Source organism: Roseobacter sp. AzwK-3b, assembly GCF_000170875.1.
Classification (GTDB): domain Bacteria; phylum Pseudomonadota; class Alphaproteobacteria; order Rhodobacterales; family Rhodobacteraceae; genus Roseovarius; species Roseovarius litoreus.
In genome coordinates this window covers 1-13,652 of record NZ_ABCR01000013.1, presented here as the reverse complement: position 1 = coordinate 13,652, position 13,652 = coordinate 1, and the positions used below count along the sequence as shown (strand labels likewise).

Here is a 13,652-nt window from a genome sequence, read left to right as displayed (position 1 = left end):
TTGTGTAATCAATTAACCTTCTGGTCAACAAAGGAGTTTCGTGCAAACTCGCGCCTGTGACACAGTTCAGTTTCGACATCCTGAGAGACGGTATCAACGAGGGCATCGCCCGGCACGGGTTGCGAGGCTATGCGCGAAAGCTGGGCATCGATCTGAACATGCTGCGCAGCATCCGGGACGGGCGCGACATCCAGACATCGAAGCTGGTCGAGGTGGTGGACGCGATGGGCTTGCGGCTGACGCTGAACGATGGTGGCGCGGAGCCGCGCAACGGCGCGCAACCGGGATTCGGCGAGCCGGGTGGCGCGGCCGAGGGGCCGAAACCGGGCTTTCTGCCGATTCCGTTTCACCCCAGCGAGCGGCGCTATGGGCAGACCGCGCCGATCGGCCTTGCGCGCGAGTGGCTGGAGATGCGCGGGCTGACGCCCGAAAAGCTGAGTTTCGTGATCGCGCCGGATGACCGGCTGTCACCGCTGGTGGTGGAGGGGGCGCTGTGCCTTGTCGATGGCGGGCAGCGCAAGGTCACGGATCATGCGATCCGGGCTTATCTTCGTAACGGTCGGCTGGGACTGAGTTATGTGTCCCAGCCTGAGCCGGGGCTGATGGTTCTGTCGGGGCTCAAACGCTCCGAGCCGCCCTGTGTCGTCCGGGGTCCGGCGCTGGACGAGCTGACCATTCTGGGAACCGTGGTCTGGCGCGGGGCCGACATGGAGGCGGACAGCGACACGAACACGGGCGTGCGGGTGCCCGCGCCAGAGGAGTAGAGCGCCGATCAGCCGCGAGATGCGGCTTCGAGGGCGTCTAGGCGGGCTTTCAGGGCCTCGTTTTCCTCGCGGGCTTTTTGGGCCATGGCGCGCACGGCGTCAAATTCCTCGCGGGTGACGAAATCACGGTCCGCCAGCCAGCGGTCGATCATGGATTTCATCGCTGTCTCGGCCTCTTCGCGCGCCCCCTGAGCGACGCCCATGGCGTTGGTCATGAGTTGCGAGATATCGTCCAGAACCTTGTTGCGGGTTTGCATGGGTCTCTCCGGCATTGCAGTTTCCCCCTATATGGAGCCTGCGCCCGGCCGGGACAAGGATTGACTTCTTTCGACAACCGAAGGCACACAGACGCGCATGAAGGCCATGATCCCCTTTCCAGATATCTCGCCGGAGATTTTCACCATCGCGCTGTTCGGGATGGAATTTTCGCTGCGTTGGTATGCGCTGGCCTATATCGCAGGCATCGTGATCGGCTGGCGGCTGGTGGTGGCGGCGGTGCGCCGGCCGCATCTGTGGCCGAACGGCACGGCGCCGATGGATGCGCGCGCGGTCGAGGACCTGCTGACATGGGTGATCCTTGGGGTGATCCTTGGCGGGCGGCTTGGATTCGTGCTGTTTTATCAACCGGCTTATTACCTGGCCAATCCGCTTGAGATCCTGCAGGTCTGGCAAGGCGGCATGGCGTTTCATGGCGGGCTTCTGGGTGTGGTGGTGGCCTGTATCCTGTTCGCGCGCAAGCGCGGCATCCCGATGCTGTCGGTGGCCGATGCGCTGTGCATGGCGACGCCGGTGGGGCTGCTGCTGGGGCGGATCGCGAATTTCATCAATGCCGAGCTTTGGGGGCGGCCCACGGACCTGCCCTGGGGCGTCGTTTTCCCCACAGCGCGGGCGCAGGATTGCCCCGGTATCGAGGGGCCGTGTGCACGACATCCGTCGCAACTTTATGAGGCGGGGCTGGAAGGGCTTCTGCTGGGGGCGATCCTTTTGTGGATGGTCTGGGGGCGCGGCGCGCTCAAGCGGCCCGGTCTGGTGGCGGGCGTGTTCTTTGCCGGCTACGGGCTGTCGCGTTTCGTGGTGGAGTTCGTGCGGCAGGCGGATGCGCAGTTCATCACGCCCGACAACCCGATGGGCTATGCCTGGCAGATGGGGCAGCTGGGGCTGAGCATGGGGCAGATCCTGTCGCTGCCGATGGTGGTGCTGGGTCTGGTTCTGATCGTGCGGGCGCGTCGCGCGGGCGCATGAGCGGGCTGCGCGATATCCTGATCGCACGCATCCGGGCGGACGGGCCGATGACGCTGGCCGAGTATATGGCCGACTGCCTGATGCATCCCGAACATGGCTATTACGCCACGCGCGACCCGCTGGGGGCGGCGGGCGATTTCACCACGGCGCCGGAAATCAGCCAGATGTTCGGAGAGCTTCTGGGCCTGTCGCTGGCGCAGGCCTGGATGGATCAGGGATCGCCGGAGGGGATCACGCTGGCGGAATGCGGGCCGGGGCGCGGGACGCTGATGGCCGATGTGCTGCGCGCCACACGGGCGGTGCCGGGGTTTCACGCGGCGATGCGGGTGCATCTGGTCGAGACCTCGGCCACGCTGCGGGCGGTGCAGGGGGCGACGCTGGGTAAGTCTCTGGGTAAGTCTCTGGGTAAGTCTCTGGGACGCGATGACATCACGTGGCACGATCATGTGGATGCGCTTCCCGATGCGCCGCTGTTTTTGCTGGCCAACGAGTTCTTCGACGCGCTGCCGATCCGGCAGTTGCAGCGCGAGGGCGGGATGTGGCGCGAACGCTGCGTCGGGTTGAGCGGCGACGCGCTGGCCCTTGGGGTGAGCGCGCCCAAGCCGGTGGCGGCGCTGGCGCATCGGATGGAGGATACGCGGGATGGCGATATCGTCGAGATCTGCGCGGGCGCGCAGGCCATGGCGGGGGCGATCGGCGCGCGAATCGGGGCACGGGGCGGTGCGGCGCTGATCGTGGATTATGGCGACTGGCGGTCGCTGGGCGATACGTTTCAGGCGGTGGCGGGGCATGAAGCCGCCGATCCGCTGGCCGATCCCGGCGGGGCGGATCTGACCGCGCATGTGGATTTCGAGGCGCTGGCGCAGGCCGCAGCCCCGGCAAAGCATAGCCGTCTGACCCCGCAGGGGGTGTTTCTGGAGCGGTTGGGCATCACCGCGCGGGCGCAGGCGCTGGCGCAGGGGCTGGAGGGTGCGGCGCTGGACGCGCATGTTGCGGCACATCGGCGCTTGACCCATCCCGCGGAAATGGGGACGGTCTTCAAGGTACTTGGGCTTTTCCCCGAAACGGCGCCACCGCCGCCCGGACTTGAGACATGACGCTGGAAATCATCACCGCCGACAGCCTGTCGCCCTTCCGTCACGGGTTCTTCACCCGGCGCGGAGGCGCGTCTTCGGGGGTGTTCCAAGGGCTGAATTGCGGGCCGGGATCGTCGGACCAGTCCGAGATCGTGAGCATCAACCGCGCGAGGGTGGCCACGGCGATGGGGGTGGCGCCCGATCATCTGGTGACGCTGCATCAGGTGCATTCGGCGGATGTGATCCCGGTGAGCGGGCCATTGACCGAACGCCCGCGCGCCGACGCGCTGGTGAGTGCCACACCGGGCGTGGCGCTGGCAGTGCTGACCGCCGATTGCCAGCCGGTGCTGTTCGCAGACCCGGATGCAGGCGTCGTGGGTGCGGCCCATGCGGGCTGGCGCGGCGCGCTGGACGGTGTGCTGGAGGCCACGGTCGATGCGATGGAGGCACTGGGCGCCAAGCGCTGCGCGATCCGGGCCGTCATCGGACCGTCAATCAGCCAGAGGACCTATGAGGTGGGGCCCGAACTGCTGGAGGATTTCATGGCCGATGACGCGGGCAATGCCCGTTTCTTCGCCAATGGAGAGGGCGACCGGTATCTGTTCGATCTGCCGGGGTTTGGCCTGCACCGGCTGCGGCAGGCCGGGATCGGTCAGTGCGAATGGACGCGGCATTGCACCTATTCGGACCCGGAGCGGTTCTTTTCCTATCGCCGCACGACCCATGCGGGAGAGGCGGATTACGGGCGGTTGATCTCGGTCATCCGGATCTGAGCCGGGAAATCCGAGATTGGGGCCTATCCGGGGCGGACACGTCCACAGGATTGCCAAAATTGGGGCCGGGACACGACGGGGCGTGACTGCCTGAATCCCCTTAACCACATGATTTAAAATGAAATTCCAAAATGCGGTCCAATTTCACAATTCGTGCGGCGGATTGGCAAAAAAATTGCATCACCGCGTGTCGCGGTCAAATCGCGGCCCCAAAGCGCGGGCATAGTGATTCCGATGACGGAGAATGCGTCGCGCAGTGACAGTTGTATGAGGACAAGACCATGAAAAAGCGTTGGATGAAATCGGTGATCGAGACGAGCCTGCAGCCGATGCCTGCCCTGCCCTTTGGCCGCAATGCGCGGCGCAAGGCCGAAACGCGCGCAGCCTGAGGCGACGAGAGGGCCGACACAGCAGCGGCCCGATGTGATCCGGGACAGGCGGAGCGGCCCAGCTGCGCGCCTGAGGTACGAATGAACACGGTTTCACGTCCTTTTGTCGTCGTCGGTGGGGGCCGGCGCGGTTGTAACGATCCTGAAGGTGACACAACATGACGATCCCCTATTCGGCGGCCTCGATCAGAGTGGGCCGTCGCCCCGAAGAAAAAGCGCAACCGGGCAGCAATGCCCCGGCCACCGGCACCGCGCGCCAGGCGCGGATGCTGCGCAAGCATCGCATCATGGCGGAGCTGGCGGACGGAACGCTTCAGGATGCCGAGAATATCGGGCCTGCGATCCCTGCTTTTGAATGCGCCTTTTCCGCCTTTGCGCGCGGCACGCTCATCCGCACGACCCAAGGACAGGTCGCGGTCGAGGATCTGATGCCCGGCTGCGAGATCGACACTGCAGAATATGGTCCGCAAAAGCTGATCTGGATCGGGTCGATGACGCTGGTGCCGAATGTCGCGGGCGTGCCGGCACTGGCATGCCGGGTCACCCGGATCATGCCGGATGCCTTTGGCATGGAGCGCCCAATGAGCAATCTGATGGCGGGTCCCGGCGCGCGGCTGTTGTCGCGCCCGGCCAATCTGCGGGACAGTTTCGGCGGCGACCGGGTGCTGAGTCCGGTGCGCGATCTGGCCGATGGGGTCAATGTGGTCGAGATCACACCGCCCGCGGCGATCACGGTCTATCACCTGTGCCTGCAACAGCATGCCACGATCACCGCCGGGGGGATGGACTTCGAGACATTCCACCCCGGCATCGGGTTTGAGCGGCAGATGGGCGACCAGATGCTGGACCTGTTCCTGTCGTTCTTCCCGCATATCCGCGCGCCCGAGGATTTCGGCCCCCTGGCGCATCTGCGCCTGCCGTTCAGCTGGGGCGGACAGATCGACGCCGCCTGAGGCGGCGCTGCCGAGGCTTGCCCGACGAACGGGGTGTCAGGCCGACTTGTTCAACCGCGCTTCGAGAATGTCGAAAGGCACGCCCGGTTCATCCTTGGCACCGCGGATCACGAGCGAGGTCTTGACGCTGGCCACATTGTCGGCGGCGGTCAGCTCTTCGGTCAGGAAGCGCTGAAAGGTGCTGAGATCGGGGGCCACGCATTTGAGGATGAAATCCACCTCGCCGTTGAGCATGTGACACTCGCGCACCAAGGGCCAGTTGCGGCACCGGGTCTCGAAGGCGCTCAGATCGGCCTCGGCCTGACTTTGTAGACCGACCATGGCGAAGACCTGCACTTCGAAGCCCAGCTCGCGCGGATCGACATCGGCGTGATAGCCGCGAATATAGCCCTGCTCCTCGAGGGTGCGGACCCGGCGCAGACAGGGCGGCGCCGAGATTCCGACGCGGCGCGCCAGCTCCACATTGGTCATCCGTCCATCTGCCTGAAGTTCGGACAGAATCTTGCGATCAATCTCGTCCAGACGGGTTGCGGACATGATTCGCTCCACAGGTTTGAATTGGTGAAAGTTATAACGGCACCGCAGGCGCGCGCAATATTATTTCAATAACTCGCAACTTTGTTAGGCGCAACCGGAGAAATCAGGACAGAATGGCTGTCTTTTCGGGGGGATGCCCCCCCTGAAAATGGTCAATTCGGGCAGGAATGTGTTCACCAGATGGTAAAAAAGTGGTACTCTGGTGGCGTTTGATAGAGGGCAAACCCGTGTTTTGTGTAGCGGGTGCTGTCGTCCCGAGCCTGTTCCCATGTGCCTTGTTTCCCGTTCCCCGTGACGTCGGCTGTCGCTGCTTTTGACGCGGTCAATTATGGGCCGTTGTGGCCCTGAAAATATTTGAAAAGGGGGATACCCATGATGAAAAACTTTATAGGTGCAGGGCTTGTCGCCGCGGGCGCATTGATGTTCGCGCCGGATGCGCATGCCACGACGACGACGACGGTCAACACGACATCGAATGTCGTCTTTCTCGTCGATGAGTCGGGATCAATGACCACGGAACACCAATTTCTGAAAGATGTGATCCTTGATCTCGATGCGGGCCTCGACAGTGCAGGTGTGACGGATCGCAGCTATGGTGTGGTGGGGTTCGGTGCAAGCAACCCGGCCCCCAGAACGATCAGTGACGGCATCCTCGATTCCGCGGCCGACACATTGACCGAGTTCAGCAACCTTGTGCTGACGGGTTCGGAAGAAGATGGCTATGCGGCGATCGAATTCGCCCGGACCGCTTTCAATTATGCGCAAGGCGCCGCGATCAACTTCATCCTCGTTACCGATGAAGATCGCGACAATATGGGCAATTCACTGACCTACAGCTCGATCCTCAGCGCCCTCAAGGGCCAGAACATCCTGCTCAACGCAATCATCAACAATCCCTTCGGATCAGATAGCAATAGTGTCGGCACCGCCCTTGGGATCGACTCGGACGGCACGGCCTATATCGCCGATGGCACCGGCTTCACCACCGATATAGGCGCCTTTATCGGAAACGGCGCGGGGACGACCGAGGATGATTACGCTAAACTGGCCCTCGCAACCGGTGGCGCGGCTTGGGATCTGAACAAGATCCGTGCCGGCGGCGATACCGCTGAGGCGTTCTCGAGCGCGTTCGTCACCATCAAGGTGCAGGAAATCACCACCCAGCCGCCCTCGGGCCAGATCCCGCTGCCGGCCGGTGGCTGGCTCTTGCTAACCGGTCTGGGCGGGCTGGCGGCGCTGCGTCGCAAGCGTCGGGCGGCCTGAGAGCGCCTCAGAACCTGAAAACCACCCAAGGGCCCGCCGCATCGTCGCGCGGGCCCTTCTTTCATCTCGCATGGGGTTTCCCCCGGACGCGGGCAAGGCTATATCCGGCCTGACCCGACCATACGGAGAGCCCAGATGTCCGAGACGCGCCACACCAAATGCCTCATCATAGGGTCCGGCCCCGCCGGTTATACGGCAGGGGTCTATGCCAGCCGCGCCATGCTGGAGCCGATCCTCGTGCAGGGGATTGAGCCGGGCGGGCAGCTGACCACCACCACCGAGGTCGAGAACTGGCCCGGCGACACCGAAGTGCAGGGCCCCGACCTGATGGTGCGGATGCAGGACCATGCGAAGGCGATGGGCTGCGAGATCATCGGCGACATCATCACCGAGCTAGATGTCGAGGCGCGGCCCTTCGTGGCCAGGGGAGACAGCGGCGCCACCTATACGGCGGATTCGGTGATCCTGGCGACGGGCGCACGGGCCAAATGGCTGGGCCTGCCCTCGGAAGAGGCCTACAAGGGCTTCGGCGTCTCGGCCTGCGCCACCTGCGACGGGTTCTTCTACCGCGGCGAAGAGATCGTGGTGGTCGGCGGCGGCAATACCGCCGTGGAAGAGGCGCTGTTCCTGACCAATTTCGCGTCGAAAGTGACGCTCATCCACCGCCGCGACACGCTGCGCGCCGAACAGATCCTGCAGAACCGTTTGTTCAAGCACCCCAAGATCGAGACGCTTTGGTTCCACGAATTGCAGGAGGTGCTGGGCGAGGACATGCCCAAGGGCGTCACCGGCATTCGGGTCAAGAACACCCAGACCGGCGAGACAAGCGACATCGCCTGCAAGGGCGTGTTCATCGCCATCGGCCACGCGCCCGCAAACGAGCTGGTCAAGGGCAAGCTCGATATGCATCACGGCGATTACGTCAAGGTGGAGCCGGGAAGCACCCGCACCTCGATCCCCGGCATCTTCGCCGCCGGCGACCTGACGGATCATGTCTATCGCCAGGCGGTCACCAGCGCCGGGATGGGCTGCATGGCAGCGCTTGATGCCGAGAAATTCATCGCCGAACTCGAGGGCTGACGTCCGCAAGACATGGGGGCTCTGCCCCCAACGTTGAAATCCCGGGGGATTTCAACGCCTCCCCCGGGATATTTCCGGCCAGAAGAAACGCGCGCGGCGCGGCTTTCATCGTTCCCAAAATACTCCCGCCGGAGGCATCCCCGGCCTGCCCCATGCCCTGCCGCGAGGATCGGCGGACAAGAAAGAACCGGCGCGGGCGGGGCCTGCGCCGGTCTGGTGTCATCGGGGGCGAGCCGGGGCTCAGTTGGGGATCACTTCGCCCGTCGGATGGGGGGTCGTCGCCGTTTCGGCGGGCAGGATCGGGTAGATCACCTCGGGCATCTTGCCGGTGAGCGAGCCGAGGAAGGCCACGATATCGTCGACCTCGGGATCGGTCAGTTCGGCGCCGAGCTGCGAGGTTCCCATGATCGCCACCGCGACGCGCAGGTCCCACACCTTGCCGGAATGGAAATAGGGCGCGGTCTGGTCGATATTGCGCAGGGGCGAGGCGCGGAACACATAGGAATCATCCGCCGTCTTGGTGACTTCGAAGCGTCCCTTGTCATCGGGTGGCAGCACGTCGGCGCCGGGCTTTTCGATCAGGCCGAAGGGGAAATACCCTGTGCCGCCCAGGTTGACGCCGTTATGGCAGGCCGAGCAGCCTTTTTCCATGAAGAGATCGAGCCCGGCTTTTTGCTGATCGGTGAGCGCGTTGTCGTCACCATTAAGAAAGGCATCGAACGGCGCGGGCGTGATCAGGGTGGCCTCGAACGCCTCGATGGCCTTGGCGAAATTGTCGAAGGTCACGGGATCATCCTGACCGGGGAAGGACGCGCGGAACCACTCTTGATACTGCGGCATGGAATTCAACGTGGCGAGCACGTTGTCGGGGGTGTTGGCCATTTCGACGCCCGCCTGCACCGGGCCCTTGGCCTGTTCGGCAAGATCGGCGGCGCGGCCATCCCAGAACTGCGCCTCGTTGAAGACGGCGTTGAGCACGGTGGGCGAATTGCGCGGCCCCTGCTGCCAGCCATGGCCGATCGAGGTCGGCATGTTGTCATCGCCGCCGGTCGCCAGGTTGTGGCAGGAATTGCACGAAAACACCCCCGAGGCCGACATCCGGGGATCAAAGAACAGCGCCTTGCCGAGATCGACCTTTTCATCGGTGATGATGTTGTCGTTCAGCGCCGGGACGGTCGAGGGCAGGGCCGCGAACATGTCGAGCGCGCGGTCGCGCAAATCGGAGGCGTGGACACCGCTTGCGGCGGCGATGGCGAGGGCGGACACTGTTCCCAGCGTGAGGGGGCGGTGTGAGGGCATTGAGGTCTCCAGGCAATTGATATCGGTCGCGCGTCTGGAAGTATTCTAATTCGAAGATGTAAACCCCGATTTGATCTGGGTCAGACAAGCGCCGCGTTTCGCACCCGGCGGCTGCGACAAAACATCCTTCCGCCCAAGGCCCGGATGGTGGCATTGCTGCCTCGTTTCACGAAAAGGTCCAACTCAGCCTTGAATCCGGCCACAATGCGGGGCTAAGCCGCATATCAGACAGGCGGTGCCCGGCCCGGGCGCCGCACATTCATGTAACAGCCATTCGAGAGTTCCGATGTACCAGCAAAATCTGGCCCCTATCCCCGAGTTGTTCGTTTCGTACGAGTCCGCCCAGAAGCTGAAGATCGAGGCCGGCGATCTGACAAGCTGGGATCTGACACCGCGTCAGATCTGCGATCTGGAACTGCTCATGAATGGCGGGTTCAACCCGTTGAAAGGTTTTCTGAGCGAGGCGGATTACGACAGCGTCGTCGAGACCATGCGGCTGGCCGATGGCACGCTCTGGCCGATGCCGATCACGCTCGATGTATCAGAAAGCTTTGCCGAAAAGCTTGAGCTTGGACAGGATATCGCGCTGCGCGATCAAGAGGGTGTGATCCTTGGCACGATGACGGTCACCGACCGCTGGACCCCCGACAAGGCGCGGGAGGCCGAGAAGGTCTTTGGCGCGGACGATGCGGCGCATCCGGCGGTGAACTACCTGCACAACACGGCCGGCAAGGTTTACCTTGGTGGGCCGGTCACCGGCATCCAGCAACCGGTGCATTACGATTTCCGGGGCCGCCGCGACACGCCCAACGAATTGCGCGCGCTCTTTCGCAAGCTGGGCTGGCGCAAGGTCGTGGCCTTCCAGACCCGCAACCCGCTGCACCGCGCGCATCAGGAGCTGACCTTTCGCGCCGCGCGCGAAGCGCAGGCCAACCTGCTGATCCATCCGGTCGTGGGCATGACCAAGCCGGGCGATGTGGATCATTTCACCCGGGTGCGCTGCTATGAGGCGGTGCTGGACAAATACCCCAACGCGACCACGACGATGAGCCTGCTCAATCTGGCGATGCGCATGGCCGGCCCGTGCGAGGCGGTGTGGCACGGGCTGATCCGGCGCAACCATGGCTGCACGCATTTCATCGTCGGGCGCGACCATGCCGGCCCCGGCAAGAACAGCGCCGGAGAGGATTTCTATGGCCCCTATGACGCGCAGGATCTGTTCCGCGAGCACGAGGCCGAGATCGGCATCGAGATGGTCGATTTCAAGCACATGGTCTATGTGCAGGAGCGCGCCCAATACGAGGCGATCGACGAGATCGAGGATCGCGACAACGTCACCATCCTGAACATTTCGGGCACCGAGCTGCGCCGCCGTTTGCAGGAGGGGCTGGAAATACCCGAGTGGTTCTCGTTTCCCGAGGTGGTGGCCGAGTTGCGCCGCACCCGTCCACCGCGCAGCCAGCAGGGCTTTACCGTGTTCTTCACCGGCTTTTCCGGATCGGGCAAATCGACCATCGCCAACGCGCTGATGGTCAAGCTGATGGAGATGGGCGGGCGCCCGGTGACGCTTCTGGATGGCGATATCGTGCGCAAGAACCTGTCATCGGAGCTGGGCTTTTCCAAGGAGCACCGCGATCTGAACATCCGGCGCATCGGCTATGTCGCCTCGGAGATCACCAAGAACGGCGGCATCGCGATCTGCGCGCCAATCGCGCCCTATGCCACGACGCGGCGGGCCGTGCGCGAGGAGATCGAGCAATATGGCGCCTTTGTCGAGGTGCATGTCGCCACCAGCCTCGAGGAATGCGAACGGCGCGACCGCAAGGGGCTGTACCGGCTGGCGCGCGAAGGCAAGATCAAGGAATTCACCGGCATTTCGGACCCCTATGACGTGCCGGAAGATCCCGAATTGCGGGTCGAGACCGAGAATGTCGAGGTCGACAACTGCGCGCATCAGGTGCTGCTGAAGCTGGAGCAGATGGGGCTGATCGCGGGCTGAGGCCGGATCGGAGCTTTTGAAGGTTTCTCACGCGAAGGGCCGCCCGGAACGGGGCGGCCCTTTGGCTTGAAAGCGGCACCCGAATGTCAGTGAACAGCGACCGGATTCATGTTGTTCTGACGCGCCAGCACGAAGGCCAGGCGGCGGTCGCGCACCAGCGCCAGACGCTCTCCTTCCGCGGAATGGAGCGCATAGAGCGTCGTGCTGCCCATCGCCTGCTCACGCATGTCCTCGGGCAGGTCGGCCACGTGTACGGGCCGGACATAGACGATGGGACGGCCCTCGTCGGCACCGAAATCATATCTTGTCTGCATCTTGCATTACCCCTTGTTGATCCGGATTCTCTGCACCACGGGTTCCGGCTCGGCGCGGGTCAGGTCCACATGCAGCAGACCGTTTTCCATGATCGCCTCGCCAACCTCGACACCGTCTGCCAGCACGAAAGAGCGCTGGAACTGGCGGGCCGCGATGCCACGATGCAGATAGATCCGGGTATCGGCGTCATCGCCCTGCCGGCCACGGATCACCAGTTGGCGATCCTCGACCGTGATCGACAGATCATCCTCGGAGAACCCGGCCACGGCCAAGGTGATCCGGTACGACGTCTGCGACGTCTGTTCGATATTGAACGGAGGATAGCCTTCATTGCCGGATTTCGCGCTGCGTTCCAGCATACGCTCAAGCTGCTCGAACCCCAGCATGTAAGGGTGCGACCCCAGCGTCAGTTTCGTCATCGACACGTCCTTCATCAAAGCGACAGTCCCTGCCGGACCCCGTTCCGGCGATCCGACGCCATGAATATGGGCATCGAAAAGGACGGGTGCAAGGGCTTTGCCTGCGGGGGCAAAAGCGGTATCTTCAATGGCCCGGAGTTTGAAAGGAATCACGCAGATGAACGCCTTCAGCGATCTGTCCATGAAGTCGGACGAGGTGCTGCGCGTCGAGCTGGAGGAATTCCGCCGCCAGCATCGCGATCTCGACGAGGCGATCGGCGCTCTGCAGGCCATGGGCTCGGGCGATCCGCTGACGATCAAGCGGCTGAAAAAGCAGAAACTGCAGCTCAAGGACCGGATCGCCTATATCGAGGACCGGCTCTATCCCGACATCATCGCGTGACCGCGCGGCAATGCCGACCCTGCGTGAGACGGGCCGGGTGACGGGGGCCGCCTGTCGCGGTCTGTCTGATTGCACCTGCCCGCGCGATGGGTATAGTGCGCGCGCAGACGGCAGGAGGCCAGTGACATGGGCAAGGTCAAAGTGGGCATCATCATGGGCAGCCAGTCGGACTGGCCGACCATGCGCGCGGCCGCGGATATTCTGGACGAGCTCGAGGTGCCTTACGAGGCAAAGATCGTCTCGGCGCATCGTACCCCGGACAGGTTGTGGGACTATGGCCGCACCGCCGCCGAGCGTGGCCTTCAGGTGATTATCGCAGGGGCGGGCGGTGCTGCGCATCTGCCCGGCATGATGGCCTCGAAAACGCGGGTGCCGGTGATCGGCGTGCCGGTGCAGACCAAGGCGCTGTCCGGTGTCGACAGTCTTTATTCCATCCTGCAGATGCCGCGCGGCTTTCCGGTGGCCACCATGGCGATCGGTGCGGCGGGTGCTGCCAATGCCGGGCTGATGGCGGCGGCGATCCTTGCCAATGGCGACCCGTCGCTGGCGCAGCGCCTGGATGCATGGCGTGCCGCACTTTCGGCCTCCATTCCGGACGAGCCTCAAGATGACTGATCTCCTGACGACCGGCGCCACCATCGGTATCCTCGGCGGCGGCCAGCTGGGCCGCATGCTGTCGGTTGCCGCCTCGCGTCTCGGCTTCAAGACCTGTGTGTTCGAGCCGGGCGGCGATTGCCCGGCGAGCCATGTCTCGAACTACCATTTTCAGGCCGAGTACGAGGACGAGGACGCGCTGCGCCGCTTTGCCGCCGCGGTCGATGTGGTGACCTATGAATTCGAGAATATCCCGACCTCGGCACTGGATGTGCTGGACAGCTTCGGCAAACCCGTGCGGCCGGGGCGCAACGCGCTGCGGATCAGCCAGGACCGGCTGACCGAAAAGGCGTTCCTGTCGGATCTGGGGCTGGCAACGGCGCCGTTTGCCGCCGTGGATGACGAGATCGATCTGGCCGAGGCGATCGCCGAGATCGGACTGCCCGCGATCCTCAAGACCCGGCGCTTCGGCTATGACGGCAAGGGGCAGGCGCGGATCATGACGCCGGAAGATGCCGAACAGGCGCTGGCCGATATGGGAGGGCAGCCCGCGATCCTCGAAGGCTT

16 protein-coding genes are annotated in these 13,652 nt (G+C 63.8%); 11 read left to right on the top strand and 5 right to left on the bottom strand.

Annotated features, from left to right (window positions below; genetic code table 11):
- Positions 1-56: 56 nt before the first annotated feature.
- Positions 57-764 carry a hypothetical protein gene (locus tag RAZWK3B_RS17665; protein ID WP_007817564.1) on the top strand — a complete coding sequence of 236 codons (708 nt, stop codon included), beginning with the start codon at positions 57-59 and terminating at the stop codon, positions 762-764.
- A gap of 8 nt (positions 765-772) precedes the next feature.
- Here RAZWK3B_RS17665 and RAZWK3B_RS17660 read toward each other — a convergent pair whose 3' ends face one another.
- On the bottom strand, positions 773-1,021 hold the full coding sequence (locus RAZWK3B_RS17660) for an accessory factor UbiK family protein (protein WP_007817563.1): 249 nt from the start codon (positions 1,019-1,021) through the stop codon (positions 773-775).
- A gap of 97 nt (positions 1,022-1,118) precedes the next feature.
- On the opposite strand from RAZWK3B_RS17660, the gene lgt reads away from it, so the two are divergent.
- The 4 genes from lgt (at position 1,119) to RAZWK3B_RS17640 (ending at position 5,197) form a co-directional block, all read left to right on the top strand.
- Positions 1,119-2,006, top strand: a complete 888-nt coding sequence (gene lgt / locus RAZWK3B_RS17655) for a prolipoprotein diacylglyceryl transferase (RefSeq protein ID WP_007817562.1) — start codon at positions 1,119-1,121, stop codon at positions 2,004-2,006.
- Complete coding sequence (locus RAZWK3B_RS17650) at positions 2,003-3,103, top strand: class I SAM-dependent methyltransferase (RefSeq protein ID WP_007817561.1); 1,101 nt, start codon at positions 2,003-2,005, stop codon at positions 3,101-3,103. Before lgt ends, RAZWK3B_RS17650 begins: the two co-directional genes overlap by 4 nt.
- Complete coding sequence (gene pgeF / locus RAZWK3B_RS17645; protein ID WP_007817560.1) at positions 3,100-3,855, top strand: peptidoglycan editing factor PgeF; 756 nt, start codon at positions 3,100-3,102, stop codon at positions 3,853-3,855. Before RAZWK3B_RS17650 ends, pgeF begins: the two co-directional genes overlap by 4 nt.
- A gap of 547 nt (positions 3,856-4,402) precedes the next feature.
- On the top strand, positions 4,403-5,197 hold the full coding sequence (locus RAZWK3B_RS17640; RefSeq protein WP_007817558.1) for a Hint domain-containing protein: 795 nt from the start codon (positions 4,403-4,405) through the stop codon (positions 5,195-5,197).
- Positions 5,198-5,233: 36 nt separating this feature from the next.
- Here RAZWK3B_RS17640 and RAZWK3B_RS17635 read toward each other — a convergent pair whose 3' ends face one another.
- Positions 5,234-5,734: an Lrp/AsnC family transcriptional regulator gene (locus RAZWK3B_RS17635; protein ID WP_007817557.1), complete on the bottom strand. Its 501-nt coding sequence runs from the start codon at positions 5,732-5,734 to the stop codon at positions 5,234-5,236.
- 372 nt (positions 5,735-6,106) lie between these two features.
- On the opposite strand from RAZWK3B_RS17635, the gene RAZWK3B_RS17630 reads away from it, so the two are divergent.
- Both RAZWK3B_RS17630 and trxB read left to right on the top strand, forming a co-directional pair.
- Positions 6,107-6,997 (top strand): VPLPA-CTERM sorting domain-containing protein, encoded by an 891-nt coding sequence (locus tag RAZWK3B_RS17630; RefSeq protein ID WP_007817556.1) that lies wholly within the window; start codon positions 6,107-6,109, stop codon positions 6,995-6,997.
- Positions 6,998-7,132: 135 nt separating this feature from the next.
- Positions 7,133-8,077 (top strand): thioredoxin-disulfide reductase, encoded by a 945-nt coding sequence (trxB, locus tag RAZWK3B_RS17625; protein ID WP_007817555.1) that lies wholly within the window; start codon positions 7,133-7,135, stop codon positions 8,075-8,077.
- A 240-nt stretch (positions 8,078-8,317) separates the two neighbouring features.
- Here the strand turns inward: trxB and RAZWK3B_RS17620 are convergent, their stop codons facing one another.
- Positions 8,318-9,376, bottom strand: coding sequence for a cytochrome-c peroxidase (locus tag RAZWK3B_RS17620; protein ID WP_007817554.1), 1,059 nt, complete (start codon positions 9,374-9,376; stop codon positions 8,318-8,320).
- 286 nt (positions 9,377-9,662) lie between these two features.
- Between RAZWK3B_RS17620 and RAZWK3B_RS17615 the strand changes: the two genes are divergently transcribed.
- Positions 9,663-11,375, top strand: a complete 1,713-nt coding sequence (locus RAZWK3B_RS17615) for a bifunctional sulfate adenylyltransferase/adenylylsulfate kinase (protein WP_007817553.1) — start codon at positions 9,663-9,665, stop codon at positions 11,373-11,375.
- An 86-nt stretch (positions 11,376-11,461) separates the two neighbouring features.
- On the opposite strand, the gene RAZWK3B_RS17610 is transcribed toward RAZWK3B_RS17615, so the two are convergent.
- Both RAZWK3B_RS17610 and RAZWK3B_RS17605 read right to left on the bottom strand, forming a co-directional pair.
- Entirely contained in the window at positions 11,462-11,689 is a 228-nt protein-coding gene (locus RAZWK3B_RS17610) for a DUF1150 family protein (protein WP_007817551.1), read from the bottom strand.
- A 6-nt stretch (positions 11,690-11,695) separates the two neighbouring features.
- Positions 11,696-12,109, bottom strand: coding sequence for an Hsp20 family protein (locus RAZWK3B_RS17605; RefSeq protein WP_037296239.1), 414 nt, complete (start codon positions 12,107-12,109; stop codon positions 11,696-11,698).
- A gap of 157 nt (positions 12,110-12,266) precedes the next feature.
- On the opposite strand from RAZWK3B_RS17605, the gene RAZWK3B_RS17600 reads away from it, so the two are divergent.
- From RAZWK3B_RS17600 to RAZWK3B_RS17590, 3 genes are all read left to right on the top strand, one after another.
- Positions 12,267-12,491: a YdcH family protein gene (locus RAZWK3B_RS17600; protein WP_037296224.1), complete on the top strand. Its 225-nt coding sequence runs from the start codon at positions 12,267-12,269 to the stop codon at positions 12,489-12,491.
- 126 nt (positions 12,492-12,617) lie between these two features.
- Positions 12,618-13,106 carry a 5-(carboxyamino)imidazole ribonucleotide mutase gene (gene purE, locus RAZWK3B_RS17595; RefSeq protein WP_007817544.1) on the top strand — a complete coding sequence of 163 codons (489 nt, stop codon included), beginning with the start codon at positions 12,618-12,620 and terminating at the stop codon, positions 13,104-13,106.
- Positions 13,099-13,652 (top strand): ATP-grasp domain-containing protein (locus tag RAZWK3B_RS17590; RefSeq protein ID WP_007817542.1); only part of this gene is annotated, 554 nt, incomplete at its 3' end. The genes purE and RAZWK3B_RS17590, both read left to right, overlap by 8 nt.

What these genes read in the sequence shown, in the direction of transcription:
- RAZWK3B_RS17660 (WP_007817563.1), bottom strand. Translation starts at nt 1,021, where the DNA reads ATGCAAACCCGCAACAAGGTTCTGGACGATATCTCGCAACTCATGACC.
- lgt (WP_007817562.1), top strand. Translation starts at nt 1,119, where the DNA reads ATGAAGGCCATGATCCCCTTTCCAGATATCTCGCCGGAGATTTTCACC.
- RAZWK3B_RS17650 (WP_007817561.1), top strand. Translation starts at nt 2,003, where the DNA reads ATGAGCGGGCTGCGCGATATCCTGATCGCACGCATCCGGGCGGACGGG.
- pgeF (WP_007817560.1), top strand. Translation starts at nt 3,100, where the DNA reads ATGACGCTGGAAATCATCACCGCCGACAGCCTGTCGCCCTTCCGTCAC.
- RAZWK3B_RS17640 (WP_007817558.1), top strand. Translation starts at nt 4,403, where the DNA reads ATGACGATCCCCTATTCGGCGGCCTCGATCAGAGTGGGCCGTCGCCCC.
- RAZWK3B_RS17635 (WP_007817557.1), bottom strand. Translation starts at nt 5,734, where the DNA reads ATGTCCGCAACCCGTCTGGACGAGATTGATCGCAAGATTCTGTCCGAA.
- RAZWK3B_RS17630 (WP_007817556.1), top strand. Translation starts at nt 6,107, where the DNA reads ATGATGAAAAACTTTATAGGTGCAGGGCTTGTCGCCGCGGGCGCATTG.
- trxB (WP_007817555.1), top strand. Translation starts at nt 7,133, where the DNA reads ATGTCCGAGACGCGCCACACCAAATGCCTCATCATAGGGTCCGGCCCC.
- RAZWK3B_RS17620 (WP_007817554.1), bottom strand. Translation starts at nt 9,376, where the DNA reads ATGCCCTCACACCGCCCCCTCACGCTGGGAACAGTGTCCGCCCTCGCC.
- RAZWK3B_RS17615 (WP_007817553.1), top strand. Translation starts at nt 9,663, where the DNA reads ATGTACCAGCAAAATCTGGCCCCTATCCCCGAGTTGTTCGTTTCGTAC.
- RAZWK3B_RS17610 (WP_007817551.1), bottom strand. Translation starts at nt 11,689, where the DNA reads ATGCAGACAAGATATGATTTCGGTGCCGACGAGGGCCGTCCCATCGTC.
- RAZWK3B_RS17605 (WP_037296239.1), bottom strand. Translation starts at nt 12,109, where the DNA reads ATGACGAAACTGACGCTGGGGTCGCACCCTTACATGCTGGGGTTCGAG.
- RAZWK3B_RS17600 (WP_037296224.1), top strand. Translation starts at nt 12,267, where the DNA reads ATGAACGCCTTCAGCGATCTGTCCATGAAGTCGGACGAGGTGCTGCGC.
- purE (WP_007817544.1), top strand. Translation starts at nt 12,618, where the DNA reads ATGGGCAAGGTCAAAGTGGGCATCATCATGGGCAGCCAGTCGGACTGG.